This window comes from Plantibacter flavus, assembly GCF_051487245.1.
Classification (GTDB): Bacteria; Actinomycetota; Actinomycetes; order Actinomycetales; family Microbacteriaceae; genus Plantibacter; species Plantibacter flavus_B.
In genome coordinates this window covers 224498-244333 of sequence record NZ_JAHVDH010000003.1, presented here as the reverse complement: position 1 = coordinate 244333, position 19836 = coordinate 224498, and the positions used below count along the sequence as shown (strand labels likewise).

The window sequence follows — 19836 nt, the reverse complement described above, 5'->3', positions numbered from 1 at the left end:
CAGGGATTCTCGTCCCGATCGCGCGCGCATGGCCGATTCCCGCCAGCAATCGGGGCTGTACGGGAGTTGCGCCGCACAGTTCCCTGAATTCTGAACAGGGGGAAGGGGAGGGTCAGCCCTCGAGCGAGGCGAAGCGCTCGATGTCGGCTGAGGTGCCGGAGACGATGATCAGATCGTGGTTCGACACGACCGTGTCGGCCGTCGCGTAGGTGAACGGCTTGCCCGGCGATTTCACTCCCACAACGGTGATCCGGTATTTCGTGCGCACGCCGGACTCGGTGAGGTTCAAGCCGCGGATGGGCTTCGGCGGGTACATCTTCACGAGCGCGAAGTCGTCGTCGAACTGGATGAAGTCGAGCATGCGACCCGACACGAGGTGCGCGACACGCTCACCGGCCTCGCGCTCCGGGTAGATCACGTGGCTCGCGCCGACGCGGGCCAGGATCTTGCCGTGCGACTGCGAGACGGCTTTCGCCCAGATCTGCGGGATCTTCAGGTCCACGAGGTTCGCCGTGATCAGGACGCTCGCTTCGATCGACGAGCCGACGGCGACGACGGCGACGGAGAAGTCCTGCGCACCGATCTGGCGCAATGCCTCGATGTTCTTGGCGTCGGCCTGCACGGTGTGGGTGACGCGGTCCGACCACTTCTGGACGAGCTCCGAGTTGTCGTCGATGGCGAGGACCTCGCGGTCGAGGCGGTCGAGTTCGCCGGCACACGCGGCGCCGAACCGTCCGAGGCCGATGACGAGCACCGGTGCGTCGTGCTTGATGCGGTCAGCCAACGATGGGCCTCTCTTCAGGTCGTTTGAACAGCTGGCCGCTCTGGCTGGCGGCCACCGCTGCTGCGAGTGTCACTGTACCAACGCGTCCGAGGAACATCGTGACGGCGAGGACGTACACGCCGGGGTCGGGGAGGTCCGCTGCGAGCCCGGTACTCAAGCCGACCGTGGCGAATCCGGAGATGACGTCGAAGAGGACGTGGTCGAGTGGCTCCTTGGTCATCTGGAGGAGGATGATCGTCGACAGCGCGACGATCGTCGCACCCCAGAGGACGACGCTGACGGCCACGCGCAGCACGTCCTGGGGGATGCGGCGGCGGAAGACCTCGACCCCTTCGCGCCCTCGCGCCTCGGCGAACGCGGCGAGGAACAGGACGGCCAGCGTCGTGACCTTGATGCCACCGGCGGTTGACGCCGACCCGCCGCCGATGAACATGAGCATGTCCGCGACGAGGAGGGTCGACCCGTTGAGGTCTCCGATGTCGACCGTGGAGAAGCCGCCCGACCTCGTCATCGCGGAGAGGAAGAAGCCCTGGAAGATCGTGTCCCAGAGGTTCCACTTGTTCCAGGTCTCCGGGTTGTTGAACTCGAGGAGGATGAAGGCGAGCGCCCCGGCGAAGAAGAGGATGACCGTCGTCACGAGCGTCAGCTTGACGTGCAGTGACCAACGGCTCGGGCGGCGGAAGTTGCGGCTGAGTGCGTAGATCACCGGGAACCCGATGCTCCCGAGGAAGACGCCCAGCATGAGGATGCTCAAGAACCAGTAGTCGTTCTCGAATGCGGCGAGGCCCTCCGCGTTCGGGGTGAAGCCGGTGTTCGTGAACGCCATCGCCGCGTAGTACACGCTGTTCCAGGCCGCGTCCCAAGGGTTGATGCCGTCGAGCAGCATCCGTGGGAAGAGCAGGACGGCGAGCGCGGCCTCGATGACGAGGGCGCTCACGGCGACGGTCACCAGGAGGTTGCCGATCTCGCCGAGGCGCACGGCCTGACCTTCGGCGACCGGGCCATGGTGGGAGCGGAGCGGATTGGTGTCGCTGGCCGCCATGAGCTTCTGCCGGAGGCCGAGGCGCCGCGCGATGACGAATCCGAGGATCGAGGCCAGGGTGAGGACGCCGAGCGCGCCGATCTGCACGCCGATGAAGACGAGCACATGTCCGAACAACGACCAATGGGTCGCCATGTCGACGGTGGAGAGGCCGGTGACGCAGATGACCGACACTGCGGTGAAGAGCGCATCGGCGAGCGGTGTCGCCTTGCCGTCGGCAGCCGCGATCGGCAGTGAGAACAGCAGAGTGAAGACGAAGATCAGGAAGCTGAACACCAGGATCGCGAAGCGGGAGGTCGATTTCGCTGCGAAGTCGCTGATCATCTCGCGGATGCGGGCGAAGCCGTGGCGCGCGATGATGTCGCGGTGGCGCTGCATGGCATTGCCGCTCATCTGACCCCTCAACACTTCCGGACTGCGCCTGGCAATGGTACTCCGTGCGATCGGTCACTATCGTTGAGCCATGGCCGACATTTTCGACGTGATCGCTGACACCACGAGGCGAGACATCCTCGCGCTGCTGCTCGAACGGCACGGCGGAGCGGGGACGAGCGTCTCCGAGATCGTCGCGCAGCTCGGCCTCAGCCAACCGACGGTGTCGAAGCACCTGAAGGTGCTTCGCGAGGCGGACCTCGTCGAGGTGCGCGAGGAGGGGCAGCACCGCTACTACAGCCTCGACTACGCACCGCTCGAAGACGTCGAGGACTGGCTCATCCCGTTCCTCAGCGTCGACTACGCGGACGACGGCGTCGATTTCGCGAGCCTCTCCCTGCCCGATCAGGCCAAAGCCGTCGCCGGCACCGTCGGCAAGGTGGCCGCGGACATGTCGCACGCGGTACAGGCGGTCACGAAGAAGCTCCGCCCGTAACCCCGGTGCGTTCCATACCGTTCACACAGGGGATGTACAGGACACCGCTCGGCACTCTAGAGTTGCCATGCAGCGCACCGGTCGTCGGAGCGCTGTTCGACACTGTGACCAGGCGACGAGGAGGGGTTCGATGACGCAGGATGCTGCCGATGTCCGGTTCCTCACCGTGGCCGAGGTCGCCGAGATGATGCGCGTGTCCAAGATGACCGTGTACCGCCTCGTGCACTCGGGGGAGCTCCCGGCGATCCGGTTCGGGAAATCGTTCCGGGTTCCGGAGACGGCTGTCGACGCGGTCCGGCAGCGCCCGGTCGCCGATGCCGGCTGATCGTCCAGCCCCTTTTAGCAGCCCTTCGGCGAACGTCGTGTGAACGACGCGCGCTCGGATCGGCTAGACTGTCGACAAGACTTGTTCTCTTCGGTCGCGATCCCTGCGGCCAAGCCCCCCAATTCTGTGAGGTAATCCGTGGGTTCTGTTATCAAGAAGCGCCGCAAGCGTATGGCGAAGAAGAAGCACCGCAAGCTGCTTCGCAAGACCCGTCACCAGCGTCGCAACAAGAAGTAGCCTGCCGCTCCGACAGGAGCTGTAGACGCCTTCGCGTCCACCGGAAGCGCCGGCCCATTCGGGCACGGCGCTTTCTGGCGTTGTCGGTTCCGCGTCCTGCCCGGTTCGACCGTGCTGCACAGGGTGCCGTGAGGCGTGATTGTCCACAGAGCGCGTCGGTCGGCCACGATTCGGACTGGGATCGTCGGGGGTCGTCCGTAGCGTCGTTCCCATGACCAGCGAGCCGCCGTTCTCCGCCCACCGCAACCGTCGCGAGCTCGCGTACCGGGTGCCGTTCGTCGTCGAACGCGACGACGCTCCGCGCTATCGTCTGCGAAACGTGAGTGTCGAAGCAGCGCACTGGGTGACGGTGCGACTGGTCGGTCCCGGGCTGCTCCCGGCCGTCGCGCCGTGCCGGGTGCCGCCCGGCAGTGCGCTGGAGGTCGAGGTGCTCGGGAGCGACCTCTCGAGGTCGAGCAGCCTGCAGGTGTCCTGGTTCAGGCCCGGTGGTGGTCAGTACCTCTGGCGAGTGACGTTCTGATCCCGAAGCGGTGTCAGCTCTCCTGTGCCCGGCGCGCTTCGATGAGGTCGCGCGCGGTCAGTTTGTGCGTCCGCCCCGGGTACATGTCCGCGTGCAGTCCGGCGATGAGCGTGCCGGGGTCGACATCGAGCGCGGTACTCAACCGGACAAGCGTCTCGACGCTCGGGTGCACCTGTCCGCGCTCGATCTTGCCGATGTTCGTCCAGTGCATCTCCGCCAGGTCGCCGAGGTCCTCGAGCGTGAGCTGTCGCTCGTTTCGGACGGTGCGGAGTCGCTCGCCGAGGATCGTCGCGGCGTCGGAATGTGCAGGCATGACTCAATGACAACGGACCATGACGCGCGCCTGCCAGAGGGTTCCAGCCCAGAGCTTCTCCACCTGATGCTTCTGTGTCCTCAGGGTCGAAATGGCTGGCATGCACGCATCGTGTCACAGCCCGCCCGGAAAGGCCACAGGTGTTGCTCACTCAGGGTGAAGCTGGGGACGGGCAGCCCGTAGAGTTGGAGCGTGACCACTCTGCAGCTCACCCTCGTCGGCAAGCCCGGCTGCCACCTGTGCGACGACGCACGGGCCGTCATCGACGAGGTCGTCGCATCCCTCCCCGCCGACGCACCGACGATCACCCGCGAGGAACTCTCGATCCTCGACGACGCCGAGTTGCACGACCGCCATTGGGAGGAGATCCCTGTCGTCTTGATCGACGGCAAGGTGCACAACTACTGGCGCATCGATCCGGACCGCCTCCGTTCCGCGATCCTCACGCACTGACACCCCGACCGCCGTACCCACCCCGACACGACATCGCCAGGAGCCGACATGACCATCCGCCACATCGTCAGCTGGAAACTGACCGCCACTGACGAAGCGGGGCGCGATGCCGCGTTCGCCACGATGCAGACCGAGCTCGAGGCCCTCGCAGGCTTCATGCCCGACGACATCATCGCCCTGCAGGTCGGGCGGAACATCGCCTACCCGGAGAGCAACTGGGACGTCGTGCTGGTCGGCGACTACGTCAGCCTCGAAGCGCTCGATCGGTACCAGGTCCACCCCGAGCACCAGCGGGTCGTGCAGATCGTGCGACAGCTCGTCTCCGCACGCTCCGCGGTCGACTTCCAACTCGACTGAGCGCGTCGCGACAGTCTCGATGATCGGGAGTGTCTCCCGATCCCAGCGCCTGTCGTCCCGATCCCTGCGCCTGTCGAAGGGCTACGCCATCACGCCGACGACTGCGGTCGCGTCCAAGCGCTCGTCCTGCAGGATCGTCGGCGCGAGGCCGACCGCCGACATGAGGGCGGCGGTGCTCTCAGCCTGAAGCTCGCTCGTCTCGATGATCACGGCACCGCCCGGCGCAAGCCAGGCTCGAGCCTGCACGATCAGACGTCGTTGGACGTCGAGCCCGTCCGATCCGCCGTCGAGGGCGATCCTCGCCTCATGCTCGCGGGCCTCGGGCGGCATCATCGCGATCGACGTCGTCGGAACATAGGGCGCGTTCGCGACGATCACGTGGGCGACGGAGCGGAGTGACTGCGGGAGCCCGTCGAACAGGTCGCCTCGCACGACGTGACCCCCGAGCGGATCGAGGTTGCGGTGTGCGACCGCGACCGCGCTCTGATCGATGTCCGACGCCCAGACGGTGAGCCGGCCCGGCGCCTCGGTCAGGAGTGCGGCGCTGACGGCGCCGGCGCCGCAACAGAGTTCGATGACGATCGAGCCGTCGCGCAGCCGCTCACGGGCGGCGTCGACGAGGAGCCCCGTCCGGAGCCTCGGCACGAACACGCCGTCGGCGACGATGATCTGCAGCCCGCGGAACGTCGCCCACCCGAGGACGTGTTCGAGGGGACGCCCCGCGACGCGCTCGGCGACCATCGTGTCGAGTCGACGGGCGTCGCGTGCAGCATTGAGAAGGAGTGCGGCCTCCTCCTCGGCGAAGACGCAGCCCGCCGACCGGAGCCGTGCCACGATTGACGCGGTCTCGGCGATCGGTTCGGCGGGCTGCTCGACGCTCAGGAGTCGCGCTCGACGATCGTCGCGTCGGCGGCGTTCGCCTGGACCGAGGCGATGCCCTTCAGCGCGGCGGCCTTGGTCGTGTAGCTCTCGGAGCTTGCGATGATCTCACCGTTGCCGGCCTTGAGGTTGAAGCGGTATCCGCCGCTCTTGTCCTGGAACCACTCGAATTTCCCAGCCATACTGATCCCCTCGATTGAACCCTGCGAACACGACACGTGTTCGTCAAGGTCAATATAGGGTCGCGCGTCGGGCTGCGCCAGGGGTGTCCTACCTGGCTTCCGCCTCGGCGAGGATGCCCGGCAGCCACGCGAGCGCGACGTCCTTCTTGCGGTCGAAGCCGCCGTCGTCGTGCAGGCCGAACTCGCCGAAGCGGGTGGCGCCGTGCTCGGTGAGGAGTGCGTCGAGCAACGAGCTGCCCTGGTTGTAGGTGTCCTCGTAGCTGCTGTCGCCGAGACCGAAGATCGCGTAGCGCAGACCGTCGAGTTGTACGTCCGACTCCTCGAGCGCCTCGTAGAAGATCTGGCCGGTCTCGCCGAGCAAACCGTCGCCGTACGTCGAGGTGATGAAGATGTGCGTCTCGTCGACGGACAACTCCTCGGGAGAGACGTCTCCGAGGTCGACGACGCGCCACTCGTGTTCAGCGCCGATGGCCTTCCCGAGGTCTCCCGCGAGACGTTCGGCGTTGCCGGATTCAGTGCCGTAGAGGATGCAGATCTGCATGGGGGTCCTTCCGTGGTTCGAGGACCAGCTTAGGTCACCCTCACTCGCTTACGGGGCGAGGCGGGTCGGGCCGCGGAACAGGTAGGTGACCTCGCGGATCGACGTCTCGTGCAGCATGAGCATCAGCACGCGCGCGAGGCCCATGCCGAATCCGCCGTGGGCGGGGACGCCGTAGCGGAAGAAGTCGAGGTAGAACTCGAGCTCCTCCGGGTCGAGACCCTTCTCCTTGGCCTGCTCGACGAGGATGTCGACGCGGTGCTCGCGCTGAGCGCCGGTCGAGATCTCGACGCCGTTGTAGATGAGGTCGTAGCTGTTCGTGAGCGAGCCGTCCTCGGCGTTCCGCATGTGGTAGAACGGGCGGATGCTCGACGCGTAGTCGGTGAGGAAGACGAAGTCGTGGCCGAACGTCTCCTTGACGTACGCCGCGATCTGACGCTCGCCCTCAGGGTCCATGTCGTCGTCGGCGCGGGGTACCTCATAGCCGCGCTCGGCGACGATGCGCTTGGCCTCGGCGAGCGGGATCCGCGGGAACGGACGGGCGGGGACCTCGAGCTCGATGCCGAACAGCTCGGAGATCTGCTCGCCGTGCTTCTCCTTGACCGCGGTGAAGCCGGCGACGAGGAGCTCCTCGTGCAGCGTCATGACGTCCTCGTGGGAGTCGATCCAGCTGATCTCCGCGTCGATGCTCGTGAACTCGGTCGCGTGGCGGCTGGTGAACGACGGGTCGGCGCGGAAGGCCGGTCCGACCTCGAAGACCTTGCCGAAGCCGGCGGGCTGTGCCATCTGCTTGAAGAACTGCGGCGACTGCGCGAGGTACGCCTTGCCCTCGAAGTAGTCGACTTCGAACAGCTCTGCACGTGACTCGCTCGCGCTCGCCATGAGCTTCGGAGTGTGGATCTCGATGAAGTCGTTGTCGATCCAGTACTGACGAAGCGCGTGCTCGAACGTCGTCTGGATGCGGAAGATGAGGGCCTGCTTCGGCTGGCGCAGGTCGAGGAAGCGCCAGTCCATGCGCTTGTCGAGCGAGGAGTCGGCGGCGATGGGTGTCTCGGGTACCGCGGCGGAGACCACCTCGAGGGTGGCGAGCTTGACCTCGATGCCGCCGAGCTTCACGCGCTCGTCGTGCTTCAGCTCACCGGTGATGGTGATGAAGGAGCCGTGGGCGAGTGCCGAGATGGTCTCGGTGATCGCCAGGCGTTCGGCCGAGCCCTCGACCTCGGGGTCGAGCTCCCGGACCGCCGGGTTGACCAGCTGGACGGCACCGCTCTCGTCGCGCAGGACGACGAACTGCACCTTCTTCTGATCGCGGACGGTCTCGACCCATCCGGAGACGGTGACGGGACCGTCGGGCAGGGCGGCCAGGTTCTTCACAACGACGCGTTCACTCACCCGGACAGCTTAGCCGTCGTGGGGAGCGCGCATCCCGGCGAGGTCAGGACACCCTTCGAATCATCACGGCGAATGCGCAGCTTGGGAAAACGTACACTTGGAGGGTGGTAGCCGACCAGATCCATCTCGTGCGACACGGCGAGGTGCACAACCCGTCTCGTGTGCTCTACGGGCGACTCCCCGCGTTCCGGCTGTCCGAGCTCGGCGAGCGCATGGCGCAGGCCGCAGCCGACGAGCTCGTGAGCCGTGGCCGCGCGGTCGGCGCGCTCTACGCCTCGCCGCTGCAGCGCACCCAGGAGTCCGCGGCTCCCGTCGCCGAGGCGTTCGGGCTCGACATCGTCGCCGAACCACGCGTCATCGAGCCGTTCAACGAGTTCGAGGGCAAGCGCATGAGCCGCGCGCTGCGCAACCCGCTCAACTGGCCAAAGCTCCGCAACCCCTCGCGTCCGAGCTGGGGCGAGCCGTACGCATCGATCGTCAACCGGATGACGGCTGCTGTCGAGGACGCCTGGCGCGCCACTCCGGCGGGCGACGTCGTGATCGTCAGCCACCAGCTCCCGATCTGGATGATGCACAGCTTCGTCGTCGGAGCGGCTTACCGTCACGACCCGCGAAAACGCCGCTGTGCGCTGTCGAGCATCACCACCCTCGAGCGGACCGAGCACGGCTTCCGTGAGGTCGGCTACGTCGACCCTGCCGCCCGCCTGTCGTCGGGCGCGACCGATGTCGGAGCAGTCTGAGCATGCCCAGGATGTCCATCGCCCGTCGCTCCCGCGCGCTCGCCGTCGCAGCCCTCCTGGCCGCCGGCGCGCTGCTCCTCACCGCTTGTGGCAGCGACCCGCTCGCCGAGCAGTATCGCGAGGGCAGCAGTAAGGGTTACGTCGCGGGTGACGGCAGCGTCACCGAGATCGCACAGGACGAGCGTGGCGACGCGATCAGCTTCGCAGGCGTCGGCGAGGACGGCGAACAGATCTCCTCGGCCGACTACCCGGGCCAGGTCCTCGTCGTCAACTTCTGGTACGCGGCGTGTGCTCCGTGTCGCGCCGAGGCCGAAGACCTCGAATCGCTGCACGCCGCCTACGCCGACAAGGGTGCGACGTTCATCGGTGTCAACGTCCGCGACACCGCCGACACGGCGAAGTCCTTCAACGGCACCTTCGGCGTGACCTACCCGTCGATCCTCGACGTGGACAGCGGTGAGGCGAAGCTCGCCTTCACGGGCAGCGTCCCGCCGAACGCCGTCCCCACCACGATCGTCCTCGACGCCCAAGGACGCGTCGCCGCCCGGATCCTCGGCCAGCTGCAGGACCGCACCATCCTCGACACCCTCATCCGCGACACGATCGCCGAGAGCGCGCCAGAGTGACACCGGGCGAGCTCGTCTACGGCGGCCAGCTCCTCGTGGCGATCCCGATCGCCATCGCGGCCGGTCTGCTGTCGTTCCTCTCACCCTGCGTCCTGCCGCTCGTACCCGGTTACCTCGGCTACGTCGGCGGCATGACGAGCGTCGAGGAGGGGAAGACCCGAGCTGGTCGCCGACGCGTGATGCTCGGAGTGAGTCTCTTCATCCTTGGCTTCACGGTGGTGTTCGTCGCGATCGCCGCCGCCGTCGGCACGGTCGGCGCGTGGATGGTGCAGTGGGAGGGTGTGATCACGCGCATCCTCGGCGTGGTCATCATCCTCATGGGACTCATCTTCATCGGACAGTTCTCTCGTCTGCAGGGCACCGTCCGCACGAGTTGGGCTCCGAAGACGGGGATCGCCGGTGCCCCGCTGCTCGGGATGGTCTTCGCGATCGGCTGGACCCCGTGCCTCGGCCCGACCCTCACTGCGATCAGTGCCCTGTCGCTGTCGGGCGGTTCCGCCTGGCGCGGTGCGCTGCTCGGGCTGTTCTACTGTCTGGGACTCGGTATCCCGTTCCTCCTCGTCGCGCTCGGACTCGGTTGGGTCACGGGGTCGTTGACGTTCCTCAAGAAGCACATCCGCGTGATCAACATCATCGGCGGCGTGCTCCTCATCCTGATCGGTGTGTTGATGGTGTCTGGTCTCTGGTCCGCCTGGATGTACTCGTTGCAGGGGGTGATGGGCAGCCTTGTCACGCCCCTCTGATCACATCGACTCTGTCGCTCCCACCTCGAACGACGGCGTCAACCAGCCGAAGCTCGGTCTCGTCGGCTGGTTGCGGTTCCTCTGGCGTCAGCTGACGAGCATGCGCACCGCGCTGTTCCTCCTGCTGATGCTCGCGATCGCCGCCGTCCCCGGTTCGCTCGTGCCGCAGCGTTCGAGCGACCCCAACGGTGTCACCCAGTACTTCACGGACAACCCCGACCTCGCACCGATCCTCGACAAGGTGCAGATGTTCGACGTCTACAGCTCGGCCTGGTTCTCCGCGATCTACCTGCTGCTGTTCATCTCGCTCATCGGGTGCGTCATCCCGCGCACGAAGCACCATTGGCAGGCGCTGCGCTCGAAGCCGCCGCGGACACCGGCGCGTCTGTCGCGGCTCTCGGCATTCGAGCGTCGCAGCGACGACAGCGGCGCGACCGCCGAGGAGCTGATCGACGACGCCACCAAGCAGCTGAAACGCCAGGGTTACCGGGTGGAGCGGTACGACGCCGCTGGCTCGGCTTCGGTGTCGGCCGAGCGTGGATTCCTCCGCGAGACCGGCAACCTCGTGTTCCACTCCGCCCTCGTGGGCATCCTCGTCACCGTCGGCTTCGGTGGCGGCTTCGGCTTCTCGGGCCAGCGCGTGCTCGTCGAGGGGCAGACCTTCGTCAACACGCTCCTCGACTACGACTCGTTCAATCCTGGCCGCTTCTTCAACGAGTCGGAGCTCGCGCCGTACAAGTTGACGCTCGACGAGTTCGGCGTCACCTACGAGACCGAGAACCTCGACGCGTACGGGCAGGCGATCGACTACCGGGCCAACGTCACGGCGACGTCACCGGGAGGGAAGCCGCACGACGCGACCATCAAGGTCAACGACCCGCTGCGCTTCGAAGGGACCGACGTCTACCTGCTGGGCAATGGCTACGCACCGACGATCACCATCCGGAACCCCGCCGGTGACGTGGTGTTCAGCGACTCGATCCCGTTCCTGCCGCAGGACGCCCAGCTCACCTCGCTCGGCATCGTGAAGGTGCCGGACGGCCTCGCCGAGCAGCTCGGCATGATCGGGTTCTTCTATCCGACGCAAGCTGCAGCGAAGCCGCCGTTCTTCTCTTCGTATCCCGATCTCGCGTACCCGATGCTCACGCTCAACGTGTACTCGGGTGACCTCGGGATCAACGAGGGTGCACCGAAGTCGGTGTACGCCCTCGACGTCGACGACATGACACAGCTGACGGGCGGTGACACGGGCGTCGACTCGATCGAGCTCCTGCCCGGCCAGATCACCGACCTCCCGAACGGCCTCGGCACGGTCTCGTTCGACAACGTCGCCGAGAACCCGTCGACCGACAACTACGCCGGCTCGGTCAAGCGGTTCGCGTCGTTCGACGTGCACCACGATCCGACGCAGCTGTGGGTGCTGGCCTTCGCGATCCTGTCGCTGTCCGGTCTCATCACCTCCCTCTTCGTGGCTCGTCGCCGCGTGTGGGTGAAGGCGACCACGGGAGCAGACGGCACCGTCTCGCTGGAGTACGCCGGCCTCGCTCGTGGTGAGGACCCAGGTCTTGAAGCTGCGGTCGCGGCCATCGCAGAGGCGCACATCCCGACACCCGTCCCGTCCGAACCCGAAGGTAGAATCACCCCGTGACCCTCGTCGAAATCTCGAACCTCTGCCTCTGGTCGGCTGTCGCCGTCTACGCGCTGGCCTTCATCGCCTTCACGTTCGATCTCGCGCGCCGCAGCGCCGAGGTCACGGCGGCCATGGACGCCGCTGAACGCGCAGAGCTCGAGCGCGCCGCGGCAGCCGAGGAACGGGTCGGTGTCCTGTCGTCCGCGTCCGTCGCCGCTGCGTCGCCGATCGTCACGAACGACGGCGTCGCTCGGAGCAAGGGGCGTCGCCCGGCAGCCGAGGGCGAGCCCGAGCAACCGGCGGCCCGCAAGTCGCCGAGCCTCCGTGTCGGCGTCTCCCTCACGGTCATCGCCTTCCTGCTGCACCTCACCGCCGACGTCACCCGCGGCATCGCCGCGGGCCGTGTCCCGTGGGCGAACATGTACGAGTTCGCGATGACGGGCACGCTGCTCATCGTCGCGGTCTTCCTCGTCGTCATCTCCAGGGTCGACCTCCGATTCCTCGGCAGCTTCGTCATCGGCCTCGTGACCGTGCTGCTCGGCCTCGCGACGGCCAACTTCTACGTCGAGGTCGTGCCACTGCCCCCGGCACTGCAGTCTGCCTGGCTGGTCATCCACGTCTTCGTCGCGAGCCTCGGGACGGCCTTCTTCGCGATCGGGTTCGCCCTGAGCGTCGTCCAGCTCCTGCAGGGGCGTCGCGAGCGCAAGCTCGGTCTGGTGAAGCCGGTGCAGACCGGTGGTCGTCTCCGCTTCCTCCTGACCCTGCCGTCCGCCGAGCGCCTCGAGAACCTCGCGTACCGCGTCAACATCATCGGCTTCATCTTCTGGACGTTCACGCTCATGGCGGGCGCCATCTGGGCGGAACGGGCCTGGGGTCGGTACTGGGGCTGGGACACCAAAGAGGTCTGGACCTTCATCATCTGGGTGATCTTCGCCGGCTACATCCACGCCCGTGCGACCCGCGGCTGGCGTGGTTCACGTGCCGCGACCCTTGCGATCATCGGCTTCTCCGCCGTCATGTTCAACTTCGTCGTCGTGAACGTCTTCTTCAAGGGTCTGCACGCCTACAGCGGGCTCTAGGTCAGCGAGCCGCTCCCTGAGCCGTCGGCAGACGATCAGCGGAGCAGCGCGTGGGTGCGGCGCAGGCGGTCGATCCACCACGCCGTGCGCTCTGGCGAGGCCTGGAACCGATCGAGCTGCGCGGGGTCGACGTCCACCCGACGGACCGCGATCCCGCCATCGACCGGATCGAGCGGCGCCTGAGTGACGTCGCCTGCGAGCAGCGCGGTGGTGCCGAGGCCGCAGTCGTACTCCAGATCCGGCAGCGCTGCGGCGAGGTGCGCGCCCATCGAGATCCCCACCGAGGTGTCGAGAGCGCTCGACACGACGATCGGCAGTCCGGCCTCGCGCGCGATCCCGAGGGCGGCACGGATGCCGCCGAGCGGCTGCGCCTTCACGACGAGGAGGTCCGCTGCGCCGGCGCGCGCGACGGCGAGTGGGTCCGAGGCCTTCCGGACGCTCTCATCGGCGGCGATCGCGACGTCCATGTAGGCGACGCGCTCGCGGATCTCGACGAGTTCCTCGACCGTGGCGCAGGGCTGCTCCACATACTCGAGATCGTATGGCGCCAGGGCGTGGATGGCGCGCTCGGCCTCGTCGACGTTCCAGTTCGTGTTGGCGTCGACACGCAGTCGGCCCTCCGGCCCGATCGCGTGACGGACAGCGGCGACCCGCGCCACGTCCTCGGCGAGCACCTGCCCGCGCTCGGCGACCTTCACCTTCGCCGTGCGACACCCGGGGAAACGCTCGAGGACAGCGGGGACGTCGGCGGCGTGGACCGCTGGAACGGTCGCATTGACGCCGATGCGGTCCCGGTGGAGCTCGGGGAGGTCGCTCCAACCGAAGTCGAGTGCGGCTCGGAGCCACGCCGCGGACTCGGTGTCGTCGTACTCGATGAACGGCGAGAACTCCGTCCAACCGGCCGGTCCTCTGAAGAGGACCGCTTCGCGTGTGTCGATCCCGCGGAACCGGACGCGGAGGGGGATGGACACGACGCGGGCTGTGGCGAGCACGTCTTCGATGGTCGCTTGCATCCCCCTATCCTGCACCCTCGGTCGCATCGAGCCCGGAGGGAACCGGTGAGCTGCGCCTCGACGGGCTCGGCAGCCGGTGGGGGCGACCCGATGACCGGGGCGCTGGCCTGATGGCGTGGCAGAATCGAACACGTGCCGCTGTTCTCCCGACGCAAGCCGACCGCCGGTCAGACGCCCGCTGCGCCTGGACGACCGGTCGACGAGCCAGAGGCGTTCTCCGTGCCCACTCCGATCTTCACGCCCGCGGCCGAGGATGTACTCGGGGCGGTGGGAGCTCCGGTCCTCGACCAGGAGCCCTCGGAGCCACGCGACCCGAACGCCCCACCGATCCCCGGAGCACCGCCCGTCTCCCGCCGCTCCGCGCGCCCTGCGGTTCCCGAGCCGGAGCCGAGCGCCGAGGAGCTCGAGGCCCGCACGGCCCGCTTCGCTCGGCCGGGTTCACGACGAGGGATCAGGAACCGCCCGTCTGCCCGGAGGAAGCGTCGTGAGGCGAAGGCGGCGAGCGAGCGGGCCGCCGTGGCCCCGCCGACGACGTCGTCCTCCTCCTCCCCGGCACCGGGCGGACCCGATCGCGCCCCCGACGGCGCACCCGGACCGAGCACCGACGTCACGGACGCGGCGCCAACGCGAGGTGCGGCTGTCCTCTCCGCGCCGGTGCTGCTGGCAGCGACCATCGTCATCGGTCTCCTCGCCGTGCTCCTCGTGTTCCTGTTCCAACCCGGTGCGACGGCGTGGGCCGTCGTTGGCGCGCTCATCCTCATCGGGGTCGTCCAGCTGACGCTGTTCTACGGCACCATCGTCGTCATCACGCGCAAGACCGGTCGCCGGCTGGGCGTGCTCGCGCTGGTCATCCTCATCGCCGTCAACCCGCTCACCGCGACCATGGTTCGCGGTATCGCGTCCGGAGGGTCGGGCGGCGGCATCTCCGCGGGCGGGGACGGTGACCGCGAACACGATCCGATCTGGGACACCTACCCCGGATCGGCCTACGTCGACGCGAAGGACACGCTCGACGGACTCACCTACGAGGAGTTCGCCGACCAGTCGGACACGATGCTCGCCGAGATGCGGACGGCACTCACGGACGAGTTCGGATTCGAGTGGGTGGAACGACAGCCGGCTGAGGGCGAGATCGGGAACAACGGGTACGGCGGCGAGTCGATGCTGTACTCGTACGATGCGCCGGTCTGGCAGACGACGACGACCGTGCGGACCTTCGAGGAGAAGAGTCGCGTGGTGGAACTCATCCGACAGGTGCTGCTCCGGTACGGCGTCGCGAACCTCGACATGCGGAACGCGCCGAGCTCGTGGCGTGAGCCGGGTGAGCTGACCGAGCAGTACGGGGGCGAGACGATCGAGACCCAGGCGCTGTGGAATCTGCACACCTACGACCTGTTCACCCAGTCGGGCAGTTTCGAGGTGAGCATCGTCGATCTGGACCTCGACGCCGCGGGCACCGTCGCCGAGGATCGGCAGTTCGACGTCGACTACTACGGCATGGCGGCGGAGGGGATCGAGCTCCATGCGGACGCCTACGCACTCCTCAAAGAGGCTGACCGCACCGACTACCTCGCCGCGCTGAAACCGTACGAAGGCCTCGACAAGCCGGAGTAGTGCCTAGGCTGGAGGCATGAGCGATCGCGTGTCAGAGCTGTTCGATCCCGAGATCTGGGACGTCGTACCGGGTTTCGAGGACCTCACCGATCTGACGTACCACGTCGCCAGGGAGGGTGGCTTCGTGCGCATCGCGTTCGACCGCCCCGAGGTGCGCAACGCGTTCCGCCCGCACACCGTCGACGAGTTGTACCGGGCCCTCGACCACGCTCGTCAGAGCCCGACGGTCGGCGTGGTGCTCCTCACCGGCAACGGCCCGAGCGAGAAGGACGGCGGCTGGGCGTTCTGTTCGGGCGGCGACCAGCGCATCCGCGGCCGTGACGGGTACCGCTACGCGAGCGATGACGCCTCCGGCGACGAGACGGCGAGCGGCATCGACGCAGCGCGCAACGGGCGTCTGCACATCCTCGAGGTGCAACGGCTCATCCGGTTCATGCCGAAGGTCGTCATCAACCTCGTGCCCGGGTGGTCGGCGGGCGGCGGGCATTCGCTCGGTGTCGTGTGCGACCTCTCGATCGCGAGCCGCGAGCACGCCCGCTTCAAGCAGACCGATGCCGACGTCGGCTCCTTCGACGCCGGGTACGGCAGCGCCTACTTCGCCCGCCAGGTGGGGCAGAAGTTCGCCCGCGAGGTGTTCTTCCTCGCGCAGGAGTACGACGCCGAACGCGCGTTGCAAGCCGGCGCGATCAACGCCGCGGTGCCGCACGCCGAACTGGAGTCGACCGGCATCGAGTGGGCGAGGACGATCATGGGCAAGTCGCCGACGGCGATCCGCATGCTGAAGTTCGCGTTCAACGCCGTCGATGACGGCCTCGTGGGACAGCAGGTGTTCGCGGGGGAGGCCACCCGCCTCGCCTACGGCACGGACGAAGCCGTCGAGGGCCGCGACTCCTTCCTCGAGAAGCGGAAGCCGGATTGGGCGCCCTTCCCCTGGCAGTTCTGATCGGTCGTCGGCCTCGGCCAGGGCATCCTGTCGTGACGTCTCGACGGGTGGTCCCTGAGTGTGTCGAAGGGCACGCGGCCAGTCGTCCGATCCGGCGTACGCTACATCCATGACCCGCGCACTGCATCCCGTCGATGCCTCGGCGCCGAGGATGCTCGCGGCGCTCAGGGTAGCCCTCGACGGCGACGGGCCCGCCGTTCTCCCGGTGCAGACCGGGGCACGTCGCGAGCCCGGCACCGTCGACGACCGGGTCGCGCTCGTCATCGAGACATCCGGGTCGACGGGGGTACCGAAGCGGGTCGCGCTGTCGGCCGACGCGCTCCTGGCCAGTGCCGCGGGATCGGCGATCGCGCTCGGAGGGCCGGCTGGACCGGCCACGTCAGCCCGGTGGATCCTCGCTCTGCCGGTGCACTACATCGCCGGTGTCAACGTCCTGGTGCGCTCGATCGTCGCCGGCGCGGATCCCATCGTCGCCCCGCCGGGCCCCTTCGACGCCGACGTGTTCTGCGGGCTCGTCGACGCCCTCGGGACCGATACCGGCTTCGCAGCGCTCGTCCCGGCGCAGCTGCGGACCCTCGTCGACGGAGCCGAGGCGAGTACGGCCGTCCGCGACGCCCTCGCGAGTCTCGGTGGTCTGCTCGTCGGCGGCCAATCGACGCCGGTGTCGTTGCTCAGACGATCGTCCGAGCTCGGAATCAGGGTGGTCCGGAGTTACGGCTCGAGCGAAACCGCAGGCGGGTGTCTGTACGACGGGCAGGGATTCCCAGGCGTCGGCACCCGGCTCGTCGACGGGGCGCTCGAGCTGAGCGGTCCGGTGCTCGCGGAGGGGTACCTGGACGATCCGCAGCGCACCGCCGAGGCGTTCCCCGTCGACGGCGACACCCGGTGGTACCGCACGGGAGACCTGGCGGAGATCGTCGACGGTGTCGTCCGGGTCACAGGGCGAGCCGACAACGTCATCATCAGCGGCGGCATTAACATCTCGCTCGATCGCGTGCAGGCCGTCGTCCGCACCCTGCCGGGACTCGCCGATGCGGTGGTCGTCGCGGTGCCCGACGAACGGTTCGGCCAGGCGTCCGCCGTGGTTGCGGCAGGTGAACGAGGTGCCGATGCCGATGCCGACGCCGAGCTGCTCGCTTCCGTCCGCTCCGCGGTCGAGTCCGCCCTCGGTCGTCCCGCCCGCCCGGCACGACTCGCGCGTCTCGACGCACTGCCCGTCCTCGCCAGCGGCAAACCGGACGTGCGGGCGATCCGCGCAGCACTCGCCTGACACTGCGCTCCTCGTCGCGCCGCCCGGTCGCCCCGCAGCGTTTGCAGCGCACCGTCGCATGCGGCAAGCTCTCTCATGCGCGTCACCGGATGACCGCACCGGGGGAGTGCACGTGACATCGACGATCGACGCGGACGTGCGGACGACGCTTCAGCCGGGTGGGTTCCGCGCCGACATCCAGGGCCTGCGCGCGGTCGCCGTCGTCGTGGTGGTCCTGGCGCACACCACCGGTCTGCCGGTCGGCGGGTTCGTCGGCGTCGACGTGTTCTTCGTCATCTCAGGCTTCCTGATCACCGGACTCCTCCTCCGCGAGGATGAACGCACCGGGCGTCTCTCGCTCGGGGAATTCTTCGTCCGCCGTGTCAAGCGCATCCTGCCGGCGGCGCTCACCGTGCTCGTCGCGACACTCGCCCTCAGCTCGTGGCTGTTCAACGCCCCCCGGGCGCTCGCCACCTGGTGGGACGCCGTCTCGGCCGCGGCGCTCGTGTCCAACTGGCGGTTCATGGCCACGGGCACCGACTACTTCCACGCGAACGATGCGCCGTCGCCACTGCAGCACTTCTGGTCACTCTCGATCGAGGAGCAGTTCTACCTGGTCTGGCCGGTGCTGCTCGTCGTCGTGTTCGCGCTCGTGGCCCGTGGCACGGCGTCGCGGGTCCGCACGCGGATGGTCATCGCCGCCCTGCTCCTCGCCATGGTCGTGGCATCGCTCGCGTTCGGGCTGTGGCAGTCCCAGTCCGCGCCGCAGGCCGCCTACTTCTCGACCGGTGCGCGCGTCTGGGAACTCGGCGCGGGCGCGCTCCTGGCGGTGTGTGCCCCGCTCCTCGCGACCATGCCGACACCGCTCCGCGTTCTCGCCGGGTGGGCTGGACTCGCCGGCATCGTGGCTTCGGCTCTGCTCATCTCCGGCGAGTCCGGGTTCCCCGTCCCGTGGGCGCTCGCACCGGTCGTCTCGGCCATGCTGCTCATCGCCGCGGGCACCGGCGCCGGACCGGCGTACGGATGGTGGCTCCTGCCCCTCACGAACCGTCTGAGTCGCGGGGTCGGCGCGATCTCCTACTCGCTGTACCTCTGGCACCTCCCGGTCCTCGTGTTCGTGCCGATGCTCGTGCCCGACACCACGCTGAGCAGCGTGCCGGGCCTGCTCGCGGTCATCCTGGCGGTCTCGCTGCTGTCCTTCCTCCTCATCGAGCAACCGCTCCACCGTGCGCCGCTCGCCGGTGGCGTGCGAGGCGACGCCGTCGCGAGGGCCGCAGCCTGGACGCGCTGGCGTGAGCGGTACGCCAGTCAGTACCTCTACGCTTCCGTCGGCGTCGTGATCGTCGCGGGGCTCGCGGTGATCGTGTTGGGTCCGGCGCTCCGCGTGCCCGTCACCGGCGGCGGACCAGCGGCCGTGTCGACTCCCGCCGGTGACCCGTTGGCGGCGATCGCGGGGGAGCTCCAGCTCGCGAGCACTGCGGCGAGCTGGCCGGACGATCTCATGCCGAGCCTCGACGACGCCATCGCTGCGACGTCGAGCACGAATCCGGCACGGACCTGCTTCGACATCGGTGCGACGCCCGACATCGGATCCTGTACCTGGGGCGACGCCTCGGCGCCGAAGCACCTGTACCTGGTCGGGGACTCCACGGCCCTCGCCTATGCGCCGGCCTTCAGAGCGATCGCCGAACAGAGCGGGGGCGTGTGGCGGGTGACGACAGTGGGACTCTACGGGTGCCGGTTCACACAGGACCTCATCCAGAACAGCGGGGCCGGCGTCATGGACGACTGCCCCACCCGCAAGCACGACGTCGCCGAACGCATCGCCCAGGACCAGCCGGATCTCGTCGTCGTCTCGAACGCATTCGCCGCAGGCCGGACCGCCGATGGACGCCCGATGGACGCCGCCGCGATGATGGCGTCGACCCTCGCGGAGACATCCGGCTACGCCGTGCCTGGCCGGTTGGTGTTCCTCGCACCGCCTCCACTCGGCGCCGACCTCGGGAGCTGCTACTCGCGGGTGTCGAGCCCGCAGGACTGCGTCGTCGGGGTGGACGCCGCCTGGACGGAGTTCGCTGCGGCCAACGAGTCGTCGGCCGCCGCCGCCGGGGAGCGTTTCGTCTCGTCGCTCCCGTTCAGCTGCGCGGACGGCGCATGCCCGGCCTTCGCCGGGACGACGCCGACGAAGTACGACAGCGTGCATCTCACGCCGGCGTTCGCCGAGCACATCGCCCCGGCGATCCGGCAGGCTCTGGCGGCCGTCGGGGCGCTCTGATCGGCTCACTCCCGGACGCCGCGAGTAGACTCGG

At 68.1% G+C, this 19836-nt stretch carries 23 protein-coding genes; 15 read left to right on the top strand and 8 right to left on the bottom strand.

Features of this window, described 5'->3' with window-relative positions; all coding sequences use genetic code 11:
- Positions 1–112: 112 nt before the first annotated feature.
- On the bottom strand, positions 113–784 hold the full coding sequence (locus KXS11_RS08255) for a potassium channel family protein (protein WP_437385077.1): 672 nt from the start codon (positions 782–784) through the stop codon (positions 113–115).
- Complete coding sequence (locus KXS11_RS08250) at positions 777–2219, bottom strand: TrkH family potassium uptake protein (protein WP_437385076.1); 1443 nt, start codon at positions 2217–2219, stop codon at positions 777–779. Before KXS11_RS08250 ends, KXS11_RS08255 begins: the two co-directional genes overlap by 8 nt.
- Positions 2220–2289: 70 nt before the next feature.
- On the opposite strand from KXS11_RS08250, the gene KXS11_RS08245 reads away from it, so the two are divergent.
- The 4 genes from KXS11_RS08245 (at position 2290) to KXS11_RS08230 (ending at position 3776) form a co-directional block, all read left to right on the top strand.
- Positions 2290–2694, top strand: a complete 405-nt coding sequence (locus KXS11_RS08245; protein WP_437385075.1) for an ArsR/SmtB family transcription factor — start codon at positions 2290–2292, stop codon at positions 2692–2694.
- Between the two features lie 130 nt (positions 2695–2824).
- Positions 2825–3019: a helix-turn-helix domain-containing protein gene (locus tag KXS11_RS08240; RefSeq protein ID WP_056013890.1), complete on the top strand. Its 195-nt coding sequence runs from the start codon at positions 2825–2827 to the stop codon at positions 3017–3019.
- Between the two features lie 138 nt (positions 3020–3157).
- A complete protein-coding gene (locus KXS11_RS08235; RefSeq protein ID WP_003792170.1) occupies positions 3158–3256 on the top strand; it encodes a 30S ribosomal protein bS22 in 99 nt (32 codons plus the stop codon).
- A gap of 211 nt (positions 3257–3467) precedes the next feature.
- Positions 3468–3776: a hypothetical protein gene (locus tag KXS11_RS08230; RefSeq protein WP_437385074.1), complete on the top strand. Its 309-nt coding sequence runs from the start codon at positions 3468–3470 to the stop codon at positions 3774–3776.
- Positions 3777–3789: 13 nt separating this feature from the next.
- Here KXS11_RS08230 and KXS11_RS08225 read toward each other — a convergent pair whose 3' ends face one another.
- Positions 3790–4089, bottom strand: coding sequence for a helix-turn-helix domain-containing protein (locus KXS11_RS08225; protein ID WP_437385073.1), 300 nt, complete (start codon positions 4087–4089; stop codon positions 3790–3792).
- Positions 4090–4281: 192 nt separating this feature from the next.
- On the opposite strand from KXS11_RS08225, the gene KXS11_RS08220 reads away from it, so the two are divergent.
- A complete protein-coding gene (locus KXS11_RS08220) occupies positions 4282–4542 on the top strand; it encodes a glutaredoxin family protein (protein ID WP_437385072.1) in 261 nt (86 codons plus the stop codon).
- A gap of 48 nt (positions 4543–4590) precedes the next feature.
- Positions 4591–4899: a Dabb family protein gene (locus tag KXS11_RS08215; protein WP_437385071.1), complete on the top strand. Its 309-nt coding sequence runs from the start codon at positions 4591–4593 to the stop codon at positions 4897–4899.
- 81 nt (positions 4900–4980) lie between these two features.
- On the opposite strand, the gene KXS11_RS08210 is transcribed toward KXS11_RS08215, so the two are convergent.
- The 4 genes from KXS11_RS08210 to aspS form a co-directional block, all read right to left on the bottom strand.
- Positions 4981–5733: a putative protein N(5)-glutamine methyltransferase gene (locus tag KXS11_RS08210; RefSeq protein WP_437385070.1), complete on the bottom strand. Its 753-nt coding sequence runs from the start codon at positions 5731–5733 to the stop codon at positions 4981–4983.
- Between the two features lie 44 nt (positions 5734–5777).
- Positions 5778–5960: a YegP family protein gene (locus KXS11_RS08205; protein ID WP_437385069.1), complete on the bottom strand. Its 183-nt coding sequence runs from the start codon at positions 5958–5960 to the stop codon at positions 5778–5780.
- A gap of 88 nt (positions 5961–6048) precedes the next feature.
- On the bottom strand, positions 6049–6501 hold the full coding sequence (locus KXS11_RS08200) for a flavodoxin domain-containing protein (RefSeq protein ID WP_437385068.1): 453 nt from the start codon (positions 6499–6501) through the stop codon (positions 6049–6051).
- Positions 6502–6549: 48 nt separating this feature from the next.
- Positions 6550–7890 carry an aspartate--tRNA(Asn) ligase gene (gene aspS / locus KXS11_RS08195; RefSeq protein WP_437385067.1) on the bottom strand — a complete coding sequence of 447 codons (1341 nt, stop codon included), beginning with the start codon at positions 7888–7890 and terminating at the stop codon, positions 6550–6552.
- Between the two features lie 104 nt (positions 7891–7994).
- Between aspS and KXS11_RS08190 the strand changes: the two genes are divergently transcribed.
- From KXS11_RS08190 to ccsB, 5 genes are read left to right on the top strand one after another with little or no spacing between them, the layout of a single operon-like run.
- Positions 7995–8630: a histidine phosphatase family protein gene (locus tag KXS11_RS08190; protein WP_437385066.1), complete on the top strand. Its 636-nt coding sequence runs from the start codon at positions 7995–7997 to the stop codon at positions 8628–8630.
- Between the two features lie 11 nt (positions 8631–8641).
- Complete coding sequence (locus KXS11_RS08185) at positions 8642–9256, top strand: TlpA family protein disulfide reductase (RefSeq protein WP_437385065.1); 615 nt, start codon at positions 8642–8644, stop codon at positions 9254–9256.
- Positions 9253–9999: a cytochrome c biogenesis CcdA family protein gene (locus tag KXS11_RS08180; protein WP_437385064.1), complete on the top strand. Its 747-nt coding sequence runs from the start codon at positions 9253–9255 to the stop codon at positions 9997–9999. Before KXS11_RS08185 ends, KXS11_RS08180 begins: the two co-directional genes overlap by 4 nt.
- The gene (gene resB, locus KXS11_RS08175; RefSeq protein WP_437385063.1) at positions 9983–11647 is read left to right on the top strand and encodes a cytochrome c biogenesis protein ResB; all 1665 of its coding nucleotides are present in this window, start codon (positions 9983–9985) and stop codon (positions 11645–11647) included. Before KXS11_RS08180 ends, resB begins: the two co-directional genes overlap by 17 nt.
- Positions 11644–12708, top strand: coding sequence for a c-type cytochrome biogenesis protein CcsB (ccsB, locus tag KXS11_RS08170; protein WP_437385062.1), 1065 nt, complete (start codon positions 11644–11646; stop codon positions 12706–12708). Before resB ends, ccsB begins: the two co-directional genes overlap by 4 nt.
- 35 nt (positions 12709–12743) lie before the next feature.
- Here the strand turns inward: ccsB and KXS11_RS08165 are convergent, their stop codons facing one another.
- Positions 12744–13721, bottom strand: coding sequence for an o-succinylbenzoate synthase (locus KXS11_RS08165; RefSeq protein WP_437385061.1), 978 nt, complete (start codon positions 13719–13721; stop codon positions 12744–12746).
- 132 nt (positions 13722–13853) lie between these two features.
- Here KXS11_RS08165 and KXS11_RS08160 point away from each other — a divergent pair, with 132 nt between their 5' ends.
- The 4 genes from KXS11_RS08160 to KXS11_RS08145 all read left to right on the top strand — a co-directional run bounded on the left by KXS11_RS08160 (position 13854) and on the right by KXS11_RS08145 (position 19802).
- On the top strand, positions 13854–15335 hold the full coding sequence (locus KXS11_RS08160; RefSeq protein WP_437385060.1) for a hypothetical protein: 1482 nt from the start codon (positions 13854–13856) through the stop codon (positions 15333–15335).
- 16 nt (positions 15336–15351) lie between these two features.
- Positions 15352–16278, top strand: coding sequence for a 1,4-dihydroxy-2-naphthoyl-CoA synthase (locus KXS11_RS08155; protein ID WP_437385059.1), 927 nt, complete (start codon positions 15352–15354; stop codon positions 16276–16278).
- Positions 16279–16387: 109 nt separating this feature from the next.
- The gene (locus KXS11_RS08150) at positions 16388–17548 is read left to right on the top strand and encodes an AMP-binding protein (RefSeq protein ID WP_437385058.1); all 1161 of its coding nucleotides are present in this window, start codon (positions 16388–16390) and stop codon (positions 17546–17548) included.
- Between the two features lie 112 nt (positions 17549–17660).
- Positions 17661–19802 (top strand): acyltransferase family protein, encoded by a 2142-nt coding sequence (locus KXS11_RS08145; protein ID WP_437385057.1) that lies wholly within the window; start codon positions 17661–17663, stop codon positions 19800–19802.
- Positions 19803–19836 lie beyond the last annotated feature (34 nt).